13 protein-coding genes and 1 tRNA gene are annotated in these 16,845 nt (G+C 64.1%); 3 read left to right on the top strand and 11 right to left on the bottom strand.

Going from position 1 to position 16,845, the window contains the following annotated elements; all coding sequences use genetic code 11:
* Positions 1-6: 6 nt before the first annotated feature.
* From QZ613_RS13475 to QZ613_RS13525, 11 genes are all read right to left on the bottom strand, one after another.
* A complete protein-coding gene (locus QZ613_RS13475) occupies positions 7-768 on the bottom strand; it encodes a SprT family zinc-dependent metalloprotease (RefSeq protein ID WP_291982850.1) in 762 nt (253 codons plus the stop codon).
* Positions 752-1,504, bottom strand: a complete 753-nt coding sequence (locus tag QZ613_RS13480; RefSeq protein WP_043562825.1) for a lysophospholipid acyltransferase family protein — start codon at positions 1,502-1,504, stop codon at positions 752-754. Before QZ613_RS13480 ends, QZ613_RS13475 begins: the two co-directional genes overlap by 17 nt.
* Positions 1,504-2,043 (bottom strand): D-glycero-beta-D-manno-heptose 1,7-bisphosphate 7-phosphatase, encoded by a 540-nt coding sequence (gene gmhB, locus QZ613_RS13485; protein ID WP_043562826.1) that lies wholly within the window; start codon positions 2,041-2,043, stop codon positions 1,504-1,506. The genes QZ613_RS13480 and gmhB overlap by 1 nt, the downstream gene beginning before the upstream one ends.
* Positions 2,040-4,112 carry a glycine--tRNA ligase subunit beta gene (glyS, locus tag QZ613_RS13490; protein WP_291982852.1) on the bottom strand — a complete coding sequence of 691 codons (2,073 nt, stop codon included), beginning with the start codon at positions 4,110-4,112 and terminating at the stop codon, positions 2,040-2,042. The genes gmhB and glyS overlap by 4 nt, the downstream gene beginning before the upstream one ends.
* Position 4,113: 1 nt before the next feature.
* Positions 4,114-5,019 (bottom strand): glycine--tRNA ligase subunit alpha, encoded by a 906-nt coding sequence (gene glyQ, locus QZ613_RS13495; RefSeq protein WP_043562831.1) that lies wholly within the window; start codon positions 5,017-5,019, stop codon positions 4,114-4,116.
* 140 nt (positions 5,020-5,159) lie between these two features.
* Positions 5,160-6,686 carry an apolipoprotein N-acyltransferase gene (lnt, locus tag QZ613_RS13500; protein ID WP_043562833.1) on the bottom strand — a complete coding sequence of 509 codons (1,527 nt, stop codon included), beginning with the start codon at positions 6,684-6,686 and terminating at the stop codon, positions 5,160-5,162.
* A 7-nt stretch (positions 6,687-6,693) separates the two neighbouring features.
* The gene (locus QZ613_RS13505; RefSeq protein WP_043562835.1) at positions 6,694-7,533 is read right to left on the bottom strand and encodes a transporter associated domain-containing protein; all 840 of its coding nucleotides are present in this window, start codon (positions 7,531-7,533) and stop codon (positions 6,694-6,696) included.
* A 74-nt stretch (positions 7,534-7,607) separates the two neighbouring features.
* The gene (ybeY, locus tag QZ613_RS13510) at positions 7,608-8,075 is read right to left on the bottom strand and encodes an rRNA maturation RNase YbeY (RefSeq protein WP_043562836.1); all 468 of its coding nucleotides are present in this window, start codon (positions 8,073-8,075) and stop codon (positions 7,608-7,610) included.
* Positions 8,059-9,090 (bottom strand): PhoH family protein, encoded by a 1,032-nt coding sequence (locus QZ613_RS13515; protein ID WP_043562838.1) that lies wholly within the window; start codon positions 9,088-9,090, stop codon positions 8,059-8,061. Before QZ613_RS13515 ends, ybeY begins: the two co-directional genes overlap by 17 nt.
* Complete coding sequence (miaB, locus tag QZ613_RS13520; RefSeq protein WP_043562840.1) at positions 9,087-10,466, bottom strand: tRNA (N6-isopentenyl adenosine(37)-C2)-methylthiotransferase MiaB; 1,380 nt, start codon at positions 10,464-10,466, stop codon at positions 9,087-9,089. The genes QZ613_RS13515 and miaB overlap by 4 nt, the downstream gene beginning before the upstream one ends.
* 22 nt (positions 10,467-10,488) lie before the next feature.
* A complete protein-coding gene (locus QZ613_RS13525; RefSeq protein ID WP_291867559.1) occupies positions 10,489-10,788 on the bottom strand; it encodes a hypothetical protein in 300 nt (99 codons plus the stop codon).
* Positions 10,789-10,940: 152 nt separating this feature from the next.
* Between QZ613_RS13525 and QZ613_RS13530 the strand changes: the two genes are divergently transcribed.
* The 3 genes from QZ613_RS13530 to QZ613_RS13540 all read left to right on the top strand — a co-directional run bounded on the left by QZ613_RS13530 (position 10,941) and on the right by QZ613_RS13540 (position 16,836).
* Positions 10,941-11,014 (top strand) — tRNA-Gly (locus QZ613_RS13530).
* Positions 11,015-12,106: 1,092 nt separating this feature from the next.
* Complete coding sequence (locus QZ613_RS13535) at positions 12,107-15,538, top strand: hypothetical protein (RefSeq protein ID WP_291982854.1); 3,432 nt, start codon at positions 12,107-12,109, stop codon at positions 15,536-15,538.
* A 584-nt stretch (positions 15,539-16,122) separates the two neighbouring features.
* The gene (locus tag QZ613_RS13540) at positions 16,123-16,836 is read left to right on the top strand and encodes a DUF1043 family protein (RefSeq protein ID WP_291902879.1); all 714 of its coding nucleotides are present in this window, start codon (positions 16,123-16,125) and stop codon (positions 16,834-16,836) included.
* The last annotated feature ends 9 nt before the right edge of the window (positions 16,837-16,845 follow it).

Raw genomic sequence — 16,845 nt, forward strand, 5'->3', positions numbered from 1 at the left:
CGCTGGCTACCATTGCGGGCAATTCGCCGCGAGTCGTTTCAGTTCCAGCCGTGCAGCTCGGTAATCGGGGTACAGAGCGGCGACGACCGCCCAGAAGCGCGGGCTGTGGTTCATCTCGCGCAGGTGTGCCAGTTCGTGGGTGACGACGTAGTCGGTCACCGCTGGCGGGAAATGAATCAGCCGCCAGTTGAGGTGAATGCCGCTGCGCAGGCTGCAACTCCCCCAGCGCGTTCGCGCCGATGACAGAGACAGGGCGGGCGGCGTGACGCCGAGGAGCGGCGCGTAGTGAGCGAGGCGCTCGGCGAACAGCTCGCGGGCTTTTTCGCGCAGCGCCTTCTCGAGTACGCGCGGCGCATCTGTCGGCGCGCGCAGGCAAAGGGTGAGCGTCGGCTCGCCGGCCTGCAGGTTCCAGACGCAGCGATTGGCACCGATGGCCAGGCGGATGCGCAGCGGCCCGCCGAGCACCGGCAGTTGCAGTCCATCGCTGATCGACAGCGTTTCGTGAGCGCGGCGAGTCGACCATTCGTCGAGTTTCTCGCCGATCCATCGGCCATGTCGCAGGAGCATCGTCTCGACGTCGCGCAGCGAGGCGCGGCGTGGCGCGCCGACGCGCAGGCCGCGATGGTCGATGGTCAGGCCGATAGTGCGCCGGCTTGCTCGCCGCAGGATGTAGGCGACCGTGCGCTCACCGAGTTCGATGGTGCGTGCCGTTTCTCCGGCGGGCAGCGAATGCTCGTCGGAGGCGGCGGCTTCAGGCAGCCACGGCATCTGCGGCAGCGGCGGGCGCCGGGTAACGGTGTGGCGAGATGCGGCGCATTTCTTCCTCGATCCAGGCCGCGGCGAGGGCGTTGATCCTGGCCGCCGATTTCTCGCCCGGGTCGATCGGCGGGCCGACGCTGACGGTGATCAGGCCGCGCTTGATCCGGAAGGCGTTCCTTCCCCAGATTTCGCCCGCGTTGTGCGCCACCGGCACCACCGGGACGCCGGCGCGAACCGCCAGATGCGCGCCGCCGGGCTTGTAACGACAGGTCTCGCCGGGTGCGACACGGGTGCCTTCGGGAAAGATCACCACCCAGTAGCCAGCGGCGAGGCGGTCGCGTCCCTGGTCGAATATCTGTTTGAGCGCGTCTTTGGCCGCCGCACGGTCGATCGAGATCATTTTCAGCGCCGCCAGGCCCCAACCAAAGAAAGGCACGCGCAGCAGCTCTTTCTTGAGCACGAAGACCAGTGGCGGAAAGACCTCCTGCAGGCCGACCGTTTCCCACGCCGACTGGTGTTTGGCGAGCACCACCGACGGCGTTGGAGGAATGTTTTCGCGGCCGATTACCTGGTAGCGGATGCCCAGAACGTGGCGCGAGAGGGCCATGAAGCCGCTGCGCCAGAAGGCGATGATCGTATAGCGAGCAGCGATCGGCAAGGCGATGGCGAGCGAGACGAGCACCCCGAACGGGATCGTCCACACGCTGACCAGGAGCAGGAACAGTGTCGAGCGGATGGCGACCATCAAGACGAGAGCAGAATATGCTCGGTGGCCGCCGCCAGATCAGGAAAGACCAGCGTGCCTTCCGGCAGGCCACCGGCCTCGACGGTCTGCGCTCCCAGGCCGGTCAGGACGAGCAACGGCTGGGCGCCGACCGCCGCGGCGGCAAGCAGGTCGCGCAGCGTATCGCCGACTGCCGGGACGCCGTTCAGGTCGACGTTGAAGCAGTCGGCAATACGCTCGTACATCCCCGGCTTGGGCTTGCGGCAGGCGCAATGCGCGTCGACCGAATGCGGGCAATAGAAAATGGCGTCGATACGCCCGCCACAGGCCTGCACCGCACGGCACATCTTGTCGTGGATGGCGTTCAGCGTGTCCATGTCGAAGAGCCCGCGGCCGACGCCGGACTGGTTGGTGGCCAGCACCACCTTGTAGCCCGCCTGATTGAGGCGGGCGATCGCTTCCAGGCTGCCCGGGATCGGCCGCCATTCGGCCGGCGACTTGATGAACTGCTTCGAGTCGTAGTTGATGACGCCGTCGCGGTCAAGGATGACGAGTTTCATACGGCCAGCTTGGAGATGTCGGCGACCGCATTGAGCTGGTCGAAAAGCGCTTTCAGGAGGCCCAGACGGTTGCCACGCAGCAGGGGTTCGGGAACGTTGACCATCACTTCGGCGAAGAAACGGTCGACCTCGGCACGTACCGACGCGAGCACCTTCAGCGCGTCGGCGTAGTCCTCGTTGGCGACGTGCGACCTGACCAGCGGGGCGATCAGCAGCACACGTTCGAAGAGCGCTTTCTCGGCGTCTTCCTCGAGCAGCGCGACGTCCGGTTCGGGCAGCCTGGCGTCGGCTTTTTTCAGGAGGTTGCCGATGCGCTTGTTGGCCGCGGCCAGGGCCAGCGACTCGGGCAGTCGTTGGAACTCGCGCACCGCCGCCAGGCGGGCGGGAACCCGGTCGATCCGTGTCGGTTGCTGCGCCAGAACCGCTTCGACGACGTCGATCGAGTGACCGGCGTCTCTCAGCATTCCGCGCAGACGGTCGAGCATGAACGCCAGGAGCGGCTGCTCGACCGCTTCGAGCTTGATTCCCTGCGCGCTCAGCGCCTGGCTCGCCTGGCCAATCAATTCCGCCAGGTCGAGCGGCAGCGGCGTCTCCATCAGGATGCGCAGAACGCCGAGGGCGGCGCGGCGCAGGCCGAAGGGATCCTTGTCGCCGGTGGGCAGCTGGCCGACGCCGAAGAAACCGACCAAGGCGTCGAGTTTGTCGGCCAGAGCGGCGGCGCAGGCGATGTTCCCCTGCGGCAGGGCATCGCCGGCAAAGCGCGGCCGGTAGTGTTGCTCGACGGCGTCGGCCAGTTCCGGCGGATGGCCTTCGTGGAGCAGGTAGTAGCGGCCCATGGTCCCCTGCAACTCGGGAAACTCGCCGACCATGTCGGTCAGCAGGTCGACCTTGGCGAGCTGGCCGACCGCTTCGGCGACCTGGCCGTCGGCACCGAGCTTTTCGGCAATGCTGCGCGCGATGCGGCCCAGGCGCTGGGCCCGGTCGCCCAGCGAGCCGAGCTTGTTGTGATAGACGACTTCACCGAGACGTCCGGCGCGGGTGGTGAAACCGTTCTTGCGATCCTGGTTGAAGAAGAAACGCGCATCGGCCAGGCGCGGGCGAACGACGCGTTCGTTGCCGCTGATGATGGCGCCGGGATCGTCGACCTGCATGTTGGAGACGATCAGGAAGCGGTTGAGAAGCTTGCCGTTGGCGTCGAGCAGCGGGAAGTACTTCTGGTTCTGCTGCATGGTCAGAATCAGGCATTCCTGTGGCACTTCGAGGTATTCGGCCTCGAACTCACCGGCATAGACGACCGGCCATTCGACCAGCGCCGTGACCTCGTCAAGCAGGCCAGCGGCCGGATTGATGCTGGCGTCGAGCCGCTTTGCGGCCGCGTCGAGCTGAGCGGCGACCGTGGCACGCCGTTCGGCGAACGAGGCGATGACCTTGCCGGCGGCGAGCTTGGCGGCATACTCGGCCGGGTTGCCGACGACGATCTCGCCGGTCGACAGGAAGCGGTGGCCGAGGGTGCTGCGGCCACTGCGCAGGCCGAGCACGTTGCCGGCGACGATCGTGTCACCGTGCAGGAGGATGAGGCTGTGAACCGGGCGAACGAACTGGTGTTCGGAGTCACCCCAGCGCATCACTTTCGGAATCGGCAGCTTCTTCAGTGCCTGGGCGACGATTTCGGCGAGATGCACGTCGAGGTTCTCGCCCTTCTTCTCCAGCCGGGCAACGAAATACTCACCCTTGCCGTCGGCGGCCCTGTGCAGTTGCTCGAAACTGACGCCTGCCGAGCGCATGAAGCCCTCGAGTGCCTGCGTTGGCTTTCCGGCCGCGTCGAGCACTCCACCGACCGCCGGGCCCTTACGTTCCAGGACGCGGTCGGGCTGGCGTGCGGCGACGCCGGTTATCGTCATGGCTAGCCGGCGGGGAGTGGCGTACGGCGTGCAGACGCTGTCGTCGGCGGTGAACTGCTGCCCTTTCAGGGCCGCATGAACGGCGTCGGCGAAAGCTTCGGCGAGCTGGCGCAGCGACTTGGGCGGCAACTCTTCGGTGCGCAGCTCGATCAGGACGGTGTCGTTCATCTCATTGCCCCTCGTCGCCGGTGGTCGTCTTGCACATCGGGAAACCGAGCGCCTGGCGGGAATCAAGGTAAGCCTGCGCGACTTCACGCGCCAGCGCGCGCACGCGGCCAATGTAGGCTGCGCGTTCGGTCACCGAGATGGCCCCGCGTGCGTCGAGCAGGTTGAAGACGTGCGAGCACTTCATCACCTTTTCGTAGCCGGGTAGTGCCAGGCCGACGGCGATCAGGCGGCGGGCTTCGGATTCGTGCTCGCTGAAGTGCCGGAAGAGCATTTCGACGTTGGCGTACTCGAAGTTGTACTTCGACTGCTCGACCTCGTTCTGGTGAAAAACGTCGCCATAGGTCACGCGATAGCCTGGACCCTCGGCCCAGACCAGGTCGAAAACGTTCTCCACCCCTTGCAGGTACATCGCCAGTCGTTCGATACCGTAGGTGATCTCGCCCAGTACCGGTTTGCAGGCCAGCGAACCGACTTCCTGGAAATAGGTGAATTGAGTGACTTCCATACCGTCCAGCCAGACTTCCCAGCCGAGTCCCCAGGCACCCAGCGTCGGGCTTTCCCAGTCATCCTCGACGAAGCGGATGTCGTGCGCGGCGGTATCGATGCCGAGCGCGCGCAGCGACTCGAGATAGAGATCCTGGATGTTCGCCGGCGAGGGCTTCATGACCACCTGATACTGGTAGTAGTGCTGCAGGCGGTTCGGATTCTCGCCGTAGCGACCGTCCTTCGGGCGGCGCGACGGCTGTACGTAGGCCGCGTTCCACGGTTCCGGGCCGATGGCGCGCAGGAAGGTCGCCGTGTGGAAGGTGCCGGCACCGACTTCGACGTCGTAAGGTTGCAGCAGCACGCAGCCCTGTTGATCCCAGAAATTCTGGAGACGCAGGATGACTTCCTGGAACGTAGGCATGGGAAAGTTTCTGAACGAACGAAAAGCCGGGATTTTACTTGGTTTCTGGCCCGACAAGAACCGTGTTCGAGCGCACCGGCGACGATCGACGGCAGCGCGCTGCGGGCACCGTCACTCGTCTGCAGGCGCGGGCGGGACGCTCACGACGAGTATCCGTGCCGTCGTCTCGCGCCGGCCAACACGATCACCAGCATGGCCGCCAGGGTCAGCGCCGGCCAGTTTCCCCAGCGCACGAAAGGCGTTGCGCCAGCGTAGCCCTGCACCTTGTCGACCAATGCCCCGCGGGTGAACGGCGGCAGGAGCGAGCGCACGCGGCCATCGACATCGACAATCGCGGTCATCCCGGTATTGGTGGCGCGCAGCATCATGCGGCCGCTTTCCAGGGCGCGCATCTGGGCAATCTGCAGGTGTTGTGCCGGCGCCAGCGAGTCGCCGAACCAGGCAACGTTGGAGATATTGACGAGTAGCGTTGCCGCCGGCAATGCGCCGATGATCTCTTCGCCGAAGGCGTCTTCGTAGCAGATGTTGACGGCGACCTGCTGGCCGGCCAGCTGCAGCGGTGGCTGGCGTGCCGTGCCAGCGGTGAAGTCGGACATCGGGATGTTGGCCATGGCCATGAACCAGGCAAAGCCGGGCGGTACAAACTCGCCGAAAGGCACCAGATGCACCTTGCTGTAGCGCTGCGAAGGGCCGGCGCCGAGGCTCACCGCGGCATTGAAATATTGCCCGCCTTCGGCGACGGCGATGCCCAGCAAAAGCTCGCCCTGTCGGCGCAGGGCCAGCTTGCGCAGTGCGTCGAGGTAGTCGGCGGGAACCTGGTCGAGAAAGGCGGGCAGGGCGGTCTCCGGGAGGATCGTCAACTGGGCGGGATTTTCCTGCGCCAGCCGGTAGTAGGTGCGCAGCGAATCGACGAAGCGCTCGGGACGCCACTTGATTTCCTGTGCCACGTTACCCTGCAACAGGGCCACGGACAGCGGTTCGCCAACCGCTTGCGTCCAGCGCACTTCACGCAGCAAGGCACCAGCGCCAAGGAGCAGCAGCAGAGTCAGCAGGGGCAGCGCCGGCAGGCGGCGCACGTGGCGGCCACGGTCGTGCGTCGGCGAGCGGAGGGCGCGCCTCAGCTGCTCGTAAAGCAGCGCTCCGGCAAGTGCCGCCGACAGCGATACGCCATAGACGCCGAGGCCTGGCGCATAGCCGGCGAGCGGGCTGTGCGGAAGCTGCGCGTAGCCGGCGGCGAGCCACGGGAAGCCGGTGAACACCCAGGCGCGCAGCCATTCGGCCAGCGTCCACAGGCTGGCGAAGAGCAGTGCCCGCGGCAGCCAGCCGAGCGCCGCCAAACGAACGAAGAGCGCCCCGGCGAGCGCCGGAAACAGGGTCAGTACCAGGCAGAAAAGAACCGTCGCCAGGCCCGCCAGCCAGGCGGGCATGCCACCGAAGACGCTGAGGCTGACGTAGACCCAGGTCACGCCGGCGAGGAACAGGCCAAAGGCGAAAGCGGCGCCGAGCAGGGCCCCGCGCAGCGGGCTGCGCTGGCCGGCGGCCTCGGCGCAGAGGAGGCCGAAAAGGCCGCCGAGGCTCAGCCAGTTGATCGGAAACCAGCCGAATGGCGCAAAAGCGAAGACGCCCGTGGCGCCGATCCCCAGCGCTGCCAGGAGCCGCCAGCGCAAGGGCCTGCTAGGCAGGCGCGTCGGCATGCCGGGGTCCGGAGACGAGGAGGGTGTAGATGCGGCGAGTGTCGACGCGCAGGACCTGAAAGCTGGTGCCGTCGATGGCGATCGTCTCGTTGACGGCCGGCACGCGTCCCGTTTGCCGCAGGATCAGGCCGCCGACCGTGGCACTCTTTCCGTCGCCGAGCGAGGTTCCGAAAGCGTCGTTGAAGTCGTCTACCGAGGTGTTCGCCTTGACCCGGTAGAGGCCGCTCTGGTCAAGGTGGATGTTGTCATCCTCTTCGGCGAAATCGTACTCGTCCTCGATTTCGCCGACGATCTGCTCGAGCACGTCCTCGATGGTGATAAGGCCGGCGACGCCGGCGTATTCGTCGATGACCACCGCCATGTGGTTGCGCGAGACACGAAACTCGCGCAGCAAGCCGTCGAGGCGTTTGAATTCCGGGACGAAGATCGCCGGCCGCACCCAGTCGCGCAGGCGGAAATCGTCCCCGCGCTGCACGCGCAGCAGGTCCTTGGCCAGCAGGATGCCGATTACCTGGTCGCGATTGCCCTCGACGACCGGAAAACGCGAGTGTGCCGTACGATTGACCTGGGCGATGATCGTTTCCAGGGAATCCTTGGCGTCGATCACTTCCATCAGCGGGCGCGGGACCATGACTTCCCGCACGGTGACTTCCGAAGCGGCCAGGGCTCCTTCAGTGATGCTCAGCGCGTCGGCATCGAGCAGTTTGCGCTGGTGCGCCGATTGCAGCAGTTTGATGAGTTGTTCGCGGTCTTCCGGCTCGCGCATGAGAAGAGAGGAAAGGCGTTCGAGAAAACCCGGGGTGCCGCTACTGGTGGTCATAGGCTGATCTTTGAGGACTGAGGCGATAGCGGCGATGGCCTGGGCGCTGCCAGCGATTCAGCGCCACTATCGCATCACTCCTCGTTGCAGTAGGGATCCGGATAGCCGAGGTCAGCCAGGATGCTGCGCTCGAGGTCCTCCATCGCGGCCGCCTGTTCCTCGCTTTCCTCGTGGTCGTAGCCCTGCAGGTGCAGCATGCCATGCACGACCAGGTGCGCGTAGTGCGCGTCCAGCGATTTGTCCTGTTCGGCGGCCTCGCGGGCGACGACCGGCACGCAGAGGACCAGGTCACCGCAAAGCTGCGGCTCGAGCGCGTAGGGGAAGGAGAGGACGTTGGTCGCGTCGTCCTGGCTGCGGTACTCGCGGTTCAGCCGCCGCCCTTCGTCGGCAGCGACGAAGCGCACGGTCACCCGCCCGTCCTGGTTTCCGCTCTCGGCCAGCGCCGCGCGTGCCCAGGCGCGTACACGCGGCTTCTTCGGCAGGTCCTGGCGGTCGCAGGCGTACTGGACTTCGATCTCCAGCGGCTCAGTTTTTTTCGGCATGGTGGCGGGCCCTTGATTTGGCCTCGAGCGCTTCGAGTGCGGCGGTGTGCGCTTCGTAGGCCGAGACGATGCGTGCCACCAGGGGGTGGCGGACGACGTCTTCCTTGAGGAATTCGGTGAAGGCGATGCCACGAACCTCCTGGAGGATCAGGCGCGCTTCGATCAGGCCGCTTTTCTGGCCCCGCTGCAGGTCGATCTGCGTGACGTCGCCGGTGACCACCGCCTTGGCGCCGATGCCGATGCGCGTCAGGAACATTTTCATCTGCTCCGGCGTCGTGTTCTGCGCTTCGTCGAGGATGATGAAAGCGTGGTTCAGCGTGCGGCCACGCATGTAGGCGAGTGGCGCGATCTCGATCGAGCCGCGCTCGAAAAGCTTGCCCACACGCTCGAAGCCCATCAGGTCGTAGAGCGCATCGTAAAGCGGGCGCAGATACGGATCGACTTTCTGGGTCAGGTCGCCAGGCAGGAAGCCGAGGCGTTCGCCGGCCTCGACCGCCGGGCGGGTGAGGACGATGCGCTGCACCAGCTCACGCTCGAAGGCGTCGACCGCCGAAGCCACGGCCAGGTAGGTCTTGCCGGTACCCGCCGGGCCGGTGCCGAAAGTGATGTCGTGTTCCTGGATGTGCTTGAGGTATTCGATCTGCCGTGGAGTGCGGCCGTGCAGTTCGCTCTTGCGCGTCATCAGCGCCGGCGAGACACCGCCGCCGGACGACGTCTTGCGCACCGGTCGGTTGAGGATCTCGATCAGGCCGAGCTGGATTTCGTCGACCGACAGCGCCTCCTTGGCCTGCGCGTAGAACTGTTGCAGCGCCTCCGAGGCGCGCGTCGTCTGCGCGCTGTCGCCACGCAGCGTGAAGCGCTCGCCGCGGCGGGCGATCGAGACGTCGAGTGCGGTTTCGATCTGGCGCAGATTCTCGTCGAGTGCGCCACACAGGTTGGCCAGGTGCTTGTTGTTCACCGGTGACAGCAGCAGTTCGATGGCCCGGCTCTTGGTTTCGGGTGTCTTGACGCTCATGCGGCCTGCCCTGCGCCATGGCCGACAATCTCGCCGCGCAGCGAGTGCGGCAGCGCCGCGCTGATGCGCACATCGACGAATCGATCGAGCCACTCCGTGGCGTCGGCCGAATCGCTGGCGAAATTGACCACCCGGTTATTGTCGGTGCGTCCGGCCAGCTCGCTCTTGTCCTTTCTCGACAGGCCTTCCACGAGCACCCGCTGCACGCTGCCGACCATGGCCAGCGATACGTCCTGCGCCAGGCCGTCGATGCGCTGCTGCAGGCGCTGCAGGCGTTCGAGCTTGACCTCTGGCGGCGTGTCGTCGGCGAGATCGGCCGCTGGGGTGCCCGGCCGCGCGCTGTAGATGAACGAGAACGAGGCGTCGAAGCCGACATCGTCGATCAGCTTCATCGTCTTCGCGAAGTCGTCGGCGGTCTCGCCGGGAAAGCCGACGATGAAGTCGGACGAGAGCGAGAGGTCGGGCCGTGCCGCGCGCAGCCTGCGCACCAGGCTCTTGTATTCGAGCGCCGTGTAGCCGCGCTTCATCGCCGCCAGGACGCGGTCGGAGCCCGACTGAACGGGCAGATGCAGATGCGAGACCAGCTTCGGCACGCTGGCGTAGACGTCGATCAGCCGTGCGGTCACCTCGCGCGGGTGCGAGGTGGTGTAGCGGATACGTTCGATTCCCGGGATCTCTGCGATGTATTCGATGAGCAGCGCCAGATCGGCCGCTTCCTCGCCGGGTAGCGCCTGGCCGTTGCCGGCCATCGCGCCGCGGTAGGCATTGACGTTCTGGCCGAGCAGGGTCACTTCCCTTACGCCCTGATCGGCCAGGCCGGCGACCTCGGTCAATACGTCATGGAAGGGGCGCGAGACCTCGTCGCCACGCGTGTAGGGAACGATGCAGAACGAACAGAACTTGCTGCAACCTTCCATGATCGAGACGAAGGCGGTCGCGCCCGTGACGGTCGCTGGCGGCAGCTTGTCGAACTTCTCGATCTCGGGGAACGAGATGTCGACCTGCGCCCTGCCCAGGCGTCGCCGTTCGGCAATCAACTGCGGCAGGCGGTGCAGCGTCTGCGGTCCGAAAACGACATCCACGTAGGGGGCGCGCGCAACGATCGCCGCGCCTTCCTGGCTGGCTACGCAACCGCCAACACCGATTACCAGGTCGGGATTGGCGCGTTTCAGCAGGCGGACCCTGCCGAGGTCGTGAAAAACGCGTTCCTGCGCTTTCTCGCGTACCGAGCAGGTGTTGAAGAGAATAATGTCGGCGTCGTCGGGGGTGTCGGTCTTGACGATGTCTTCCGATGCGGCGAGTACGTCGGCCATCTTGTCCGAGTCGTACTCGTTCATCTGGCACCCGAAGGTGCGGATGAACAGTTTTTTGGCCATGTTTTACTTGCGTATGAGGTGACTAGCGTGGGCGAGGCGCCGAGGATTCGCTCGGCGTCAGCATCCAGACGCGATGGATCGCGCCCGAAGCGTTGGGGAGATAGACGACTTCCACCGGGCTCTGGACCTGCATTGGCATCACGATCAGGTTTTGCCGGCTACGGATCTGAGCCGTCGGGGCGAGCCGCCATTGCTGGCCGTCGATGATCAGGAAACCGTCTCCGGTGGGTGGCTGCATGACGCCCTTGCGGGCTTCGTCGGGCAGCGCTCGTGCGAGTCCGGCCGGCTCGTTGAGGATGCGTGGGTCGGGCGCAGGTTCCATTGCCATCTCGGCGACGCTGCTGAGAATGGTGTATAGGAGGGCGGCAGGGATGTCCATCGGGCCATTATAGACACGCTCGCCGGCGGCTGTCAGCTTTCGGCCGCTTTCGCCGTTGTGGCGAGCGCCACAAGCAGCGTAGAATGGCGACCTTCGCGGGCGTCGTATAATGGTAATACCCTAGCTTCCCAAGCTAGAGCCGAGGGTTCGATTCCCTTCGCCCGCTCCACCTCCCCCTAGCGTGGCCTTTCTTGCTGATTCCATGGGGCGTGGCCCTGAGGTTCGCGAGGCGCCCGGCAAGACTACATCAAGGTAGTCCACGCATGCACGGGAACGCGCGTCTCTGTCGTCGCCCCGGCGGCGTCCAAGCTGTTCGCGTTGCCGTCCGCGCACGTCTGCGGCCCGCCGTCGGCAAGGCCGCGTACCTGTGCGTGCGCGGTAGCTGGCGGCAGCCTGTGTGCCGCGGCACGGGCAGGTTCCAGGCCGATCTGACGTTCGCCCATGCAAGGCGCCGCCTTGTGGTCACGGGTGACGTGATCGCTTGGTGATCGGGAATCGGCACGTCGGCGATGGCTCGCTCGCGGCACACCCGCAATTCCAGCGTGCTGGTCAACCACGGACAGTCCGCTTGCCGGACTCAGCGAGTTCATGTTTTACTGACGTTTCCGGCCGACCCAGTAGGCTGGCCTATGCCGACCAGGCACACGCACAAGGTGGCGCAGAGTGTGCCCCTCTAAGGAAGCTCTGACCATGTCCGTCGCTGACCGAGGGTGCAGCGGACAAGTGCAACAACACCATGTCATCAACGGAAGCCGCATGCAGCGACCGCCGGCACTGATCGAGCCGCCGAATTCGAAGTCCGGTGTCGGACGCCGTCGGACATCGCTCCCAGTGATCCCGACGATTCACTTCATGCAGCGCTGTTCGGCTACTGCGACGCGGCGGTGGGAGACGCCCTCTACGACCTGCCGCTTCCGACCCCGTCCGGCGGAGAGGACCTCCCTGCCCGCGGGGGGCGGGGTCAGCTGTGGGGGCCCCGAAAGGCTCGGCTGGCGTCAGGCAGTCATGCCACGCGAAACGACCTAAACACTGGTTTCGCGCCATCTCCGCGTGATTGCCATTTCCGGGGCTAGGATTTCGGAGGCTTACCCTCTCGAGCGTCTTCGGCGGTGCTCGTTAAGACATCCCCCAAGGTCTGCTGGCCCGGGTTATCGGGGCCTTGTCGCGCTCGTCAGGGCGTTATTTATCAACAACCTGTCCGGAATAATGCCTGGTTTCCGACCGCCTTATGCTGAGTGTTAACTCTAGGAAAGAATACAATATGGACTTCCCTTCACCTGTCGCTTTAGCCCCGTCATCTGTCAATAAACGGGAATTGAATGCGGCGATCAATCTTCGACTTGCTCTTCTCGGATTGCCTCTCGCTGCCGACGCCGATGGCGCGTCGATTACGGAGCTGATGTCACCGATCTTGGCGCGTCAGCGGGAATTGAGCCGTCGACTTTCGGATAAACTTTGCCCTGTCGATACGCGCATTCAGAATTTTCTGAAGGAGTATCTTGCGGATGTTGGCCCGGCGCCACGGCTGCCGGGTAAAACACTGGTGCTCGATCAGTCCGGTCTGGCGCGTGGCGTTTCGCTGCCGGCCAACGGTGATCTTTTCAAGTCGCCGCTGCTCAGCAGCTACCGTCTACGCAACGGGGTTCTGCACAATCCCGCCAGTGATCGCCGTACCACTGCGGGCGTTTTTCACATCGCCGATGGCGGTTTGCCGATTCCCGACGATAAGCTGGCGGTGCCGAAGATGGCCTTTTCAAAGCTGCTTGCCTTGGCACTGAATCCTCCGCCTGAATCACTGCAGCTACCGTTTACAGCGGGTGAGAAAGCCCCGGCCATGTGCTTTGTTTCCCTGCTTTTGCGTCCATTGGTGGTGCCTGCCGTGCCAGGCTTTACAACAGAGAAGCGGATGGAAACCCGCTTTTTCGTTCCCGGTGCCCTGGTGGCCAATCTCGATTTTGTCGAAAGTATTTTTGGCAATGCCGGCGACCCCTATCTGCCTGAAAACGATGCCTCGCTCGACCCGGATGGCTGGACCGGCCACACGGGTTGCGTGATTCTCGCGCCGCATCTTACGCATGTACCCAAACACCTGCTCGGTCTTCCGCACTGGGACGCGGCAACACCGCTGCAACGTCGTGACGGCATGTGCTACAAGAGTGAAACAGAGCTGTATAACGGTGGCAGCGCATTCAAGTTGTGCGCGCGGGACCAGCGTGGCGTAGTCGTGACCATCATCGCGGACAATTATTTCGGTTACTGCAAGAAAGAGGTGAAAACGCAGATCAGTTATTCGGCGAACATGTTTGGTTCTGCCGAAGAAGAGCATTCCGGCGGGGCGCTCGTGTTTCCGAGTTATAACGAGGGTCAGGAGTATACCGACCTGACGGCGGGCGATGCCTACTCGCTGAAAGAGGTTCTGGCCCGCGACCCTGAACGCTTTTCCGTGCAGCCGGCCGGGCATGCGCTTGATCGTGTTCAGCCGGATGTCGTCCTGGTGCCAGCGAAATCGACCTTCAGTTTGCGATCGCAGACCGTCTCGTGGCCAACCCTTGATGGCGATACTCGGTCGATAAAATTGCAGGCCGGTAAGACCTATATGGGCCCCAATGGTTACCGGGTACAAATGGAGTCATCGACTGCCGATCATCGTCAGTGGAATCTCGTCGGAACCTCGGCGGAAGTTACGGCCTGTCACAAGCCGGCGACCGTTTCCGGGGGGGGGAAATCGGAGATATCCAAAGCGATTTCGGACGCGATACTCGTCGGCCATGTTTACGTCGCCGACCTCGAAAAGGACATGGACGCGGTTGCAGCAATTCTGGCGCGTGATTTCTCGGAACGCTATAGCGATCAGGAGAGAAACGGCGTTGATAACCGCCTCATACTCAGCAGTGACCGTTCGATTGGTAGCGTCATAAAACTTCTCACACCGTCGGGCCGCGATTATAACGACGCGTACAACACATGGTTGAGCGCCATTCCACAGCATATCAAGGAACTTGTCTTCGTCGTCAAGCGCTTTCACCGCGCAGAGTGGGGCGATAGCTGGCGGAGTCATTATTCGGTAGACCTGATCAACGGTCGTCCAGGGAATTCACTGAAGCTGGACGGGAGAACGCTGGTCGTGAATACCCTGCGCGTCGGTTTCGAGAAGGACGGCGCCTGGCGTGTCTTCGGCTTGCGCCATGATTTCCACCCGGCCGGCAAAGTGCAGACCGAGGACGACATCACGGCCAGCGTGGTAGCCCCCGCCAGAGCGATTGCGGGAGGGGCGGAAACGTTCTCGCAGAAGTTCGTGCAAAACTGCGAGCGTCGCCTGTTTCAAAGGCCGGACGACGCAATCCATCGCGGCTATGACCGGCAGGCGGAACTGGATCTGGCGACACCGGGGACTTTTATCTCCAACTTCCAGCCGCTTGACGGATCGGATGCGCGTGAGCTGGTTGATGACGCCATCGGATTCAGTGAGTTTACCCCACCGATGCAGGACTTGATCCAGGCCGCTGCGAGCGCGCCGGAGGGATCGTCACCCGCCTATTTCGTCTCCTCGGCACACCCGCGTCTGGTCGATGGGAAACCGACGAAAAACCCGCGCTATCTGCAACTGCGCCCCGACATCGCGTGCCCGAATGACACGGCAATTGCCAACCTGGCGATGCGCTTGTTCCGCAGGCAGTCAAGTGCCGAGCCGCTCATTACCCCGGTACATGTGGTCGCCGCCGGCCGCCGCAACAACCCGCCGGATGATGGCATTCGGCCGCTATGCCCTTACAACCCGTTGCACTACATGGAACTGCCCGAGCTCTTCATCGAGTTCATCAGTTCGATGACCGGCAAGTCACCCTCGACAACCGGTGCGGGTTCAGAAGGTGCGTTGACCAAAGGGCCGTTCAATGCGCTGCCGGCCATCATCGACCTCAATGCCGCCTTCGTCTCCTTCGCTCTCACGGGTTACGACGGATGGGTTTCCTCTGCCGGTTACGTCGGGCCGAATGTGCGCGTCGATCATGACGTCAGTTTGCTGGTGCCCGAGGTCTTTGCGCGCATGAGTCCGAGTGAGCGCGAGGCGAAAAACCTGATTGCCCGGGGCGCCCTGGAGCGCGTCGTCGATTTCGAACACCGTGGTCAGCCTGTTCTGGCCAGCCGGCTCGGCTACCGGATGACAGCACGGTTGGCGAGCACCTACTTTGGCCGGATATTTCTGCATCCGCATGCCGTGTTCACCGATGAAATGCTGCGCCCCGAGCTGCAGGACATGGACATTTTTGCCGACGGTGTGGCGAATATCGTCGCTACCCACCAGCGGGTTGCCGAAAGTTATTTCACCGATGGCACCATTTCGCTAGCCTGCCCACCCCTGCGGGCCGTCCTGGAAATCATGGCCCACGGACAGACAGCGGATGGCCATGGACTTGAATCACTGGAAGTGCGTTCGCTGTTTGCTCGCGAAAGCGTACTTGCCAGTGATTGGTATGCGGCACGCCTCGACGCCAAGCAACGCGGTGACGAGACGCGGCTGACTCATGCGCTGGCCTCGCTATACGATTTCCTTGATCGTAGCGAGAATGCCGAGGTTGCTTCGCGCCTGGGACTCTCGGCGCGCCGTGCTCGGATACAGGACGAACGGGTCCTTGTCGGTTCGTCGGAATATCGTGCCGGGCTGGTGGGGACCATCGGCCTGCAACCCCTATAGGGCGTGTTGACGACCGGGCAGTCGCCGCGGCTGCCCGGTCGTCGGTTTGCACGCTGGTCCAGCAACGATGGAGAGCGTCGCCACGATCGGAGTAGGCGCGGCATTTGGTGATAGCGTCCAGGGCGCTGTCGCGCAAAGCGTGACGCTTAGCGGCCGGCAGGCCATCGCGACGAACGGCGTGCGGGTCATCGTGACGAATGGCGTTCCCGAGGGTAGCGAGGAGGCTCGGTTTCGGCCGGGCCTGTCGGTTTTCGGCGTCGCTTCCCAAAGAGTTCGACAGATGTCGCTGTAAGCCCTTGAATGTGCAAAATTTGCCTAGGCAAAATGGGCACTACAAACGCTTGGCGGACGGTTCCGGGAGGGCGACGGTGGTGAACAACTCCTTCGGTTCTCGCCAAACGCCGATATACTTCGTTCCTGCGACATGTGCTTCCGAGCACTGAAGAACACATCCGGCAAGGCAGTCGTGCCCGCCGCGCAGACAGTCCTCGCATTGGCAGGGTTTGCACGCTGGCACGCTGCCATTCACAGAGGGAGGTCCTGGCATGACGGAACAGACAATGTGGCTGATAGGTGGGGCGGCGGTGATTGTCGCTGCGTTGATCGGGTATTTCGTGGGCCGTAGCCCACTTGGCGGCAAGACCAAACGAGTCGCGGCGCTGGAGGCGGAAGTGTCGCGCCAGCAGGATGAAATCGCCGGTTACAAGCGTGACGTCGAGTCGCACTTCGACAAGACCGCTACCCTCGTCGCATCGATGGCCGGCTCTTACAAGGACTTGTTCGAGCATCTGTCGTCAGGTTACGAACAACTTTCCAGTGGATCCGCCCGCCAGCTCTTCAGGGACCGCGTCGTCGGTCTTTTGGTGGGAAGTGCGGGCGGTGCGACGGTTGCGGAGGCTACTTCTTCGGACAAGGTGTCGGCGGCGCTGATCGCCGCTGGCGCGCAACCGCGTGAACTCTCCCCGAAAGGGCAGGGTAGCGAGGCCGAACGATCGGCTGCGGCGGGCGCCGAGGCCGAAGCGGATGCCAAGGACGTCGCTGCCCCCGCGGACGCTGAAGCGGCGATGGGTACTGCGGCTGAGGGTGAACCGGCACAGCAGGCCGAGAAGAGCAGCAGCGAAGGATTGACGACGCCGGCGGGCGCCGAGAGCAAGCCCGCAGGCGACGTGAAAGCCGCATCGGAAGGGCAGGCGAAGCCCGGCGAAAAGGCTGGAGCCGCTGCCGGGGCTACGGACGAAGGTGGCGACGATAGCGCCGGGAAGGGTGCCGGCAAGGATAACGGCGTCCGCAAGTCGTGACGCATCGCG

It is taken from the genome of Candidatus Accumulibacter sp. ACC005 (assembly GCF_907163215.1).
Classification (GTDB): Bacteria; Pseudomonadota; Gammaproteobacteria; order Burkholderiales; family Rhodocyclaceae; genus Accumulibacter; species Accumulibacter regalis.